The sequence below is a fragment of the Streptomyces niphimycinicus genome, assembly GCF_018883605.1.
Lineage (GTDB): Bacteria > Actinomycetota > Actinomycetes > Streptomycetales > Streptomycetaceae > Streptomyces > Streptomyces niphimycinicus.
Map to the genome: position 1 here is coordinate 1 of NZ_JAHLEM010001136.1, position 849 is coordinate 849.

The window sequence follows — 849 nt, forward strand, 5'->3', positions numbered from 1 at the left end:
CCGCCACCGAAACCATCGCCCCACCCGACGGCAACGCCTGCATCAAACGACCCCGAGCAGCCACCACCCGCGCCGCATCCTCCAACGACCACACACCCGCCACACACGCCGCAGCCAACTCACCAATGGAGTGACCCAGCAGATAATCCGGCTTCACACCCCACGAGACGATCAGCCGATACAACGACACCTCAAGCGCAAACAAACCCGCCTGCGTATACGCCGTCTCCCCCATCAACTCAACATCGTCACCCCACACCACCTCGCCCAAAGGACGGTCCAGATGCTGGTCCAGCTCCCCACACACCTCATCCCACGCCCCGGCGAACACCGGATACGCCTCATACAACCCACGCCCCATCCCCAACCGCTGCGACCCCTGACCCGCAAACACCACACCCAACCCACCACCAACAGAAGCCCCCACCACCACCGAACCCAACCCACCCAACAACTCATCACGATCCGCACCCACCACCACCGCACGATGCGACAACGCAGAACGAGCAGCCACCAACGACCACCCCACATCAGCCAGATCCCATTCGGCGTTGTCCGCCACAAACCCACGCAACCGCTCCACCTGCGCGTACACCGCCGCCTCACCCACACCCGACACCACCCACGGCACAGCAGGCAGCCCAACACGCTCGCCCCCAGCCTCCTCCACCGTCACCGCAGGCGCCTGCTCCACAATCACATGCGCATTCGTCCCACTCACCCCAAACGCCGACACACCCACCCGACGCGGCCGATCCACATCCGGCCACACCACCTGCTCGGTCAGCAACTCCACCCCACCAACCGACCAATCCACATGCGGCGACGGCTCATCCACATGCAACGTCC

Annotated in this window: 1 protein-coding gene; it reads right to left on the minus strand. The window is 64.5% G+C overall.

The annotated features are described in order from the left end of the window. On the minus strand, nucleotides 1-849 hold an 849-nt coding region (locus KN815_RS48245; protein ID WP_216348089.1), incomplete at both ends, for an acyltransferase domain-containing protein.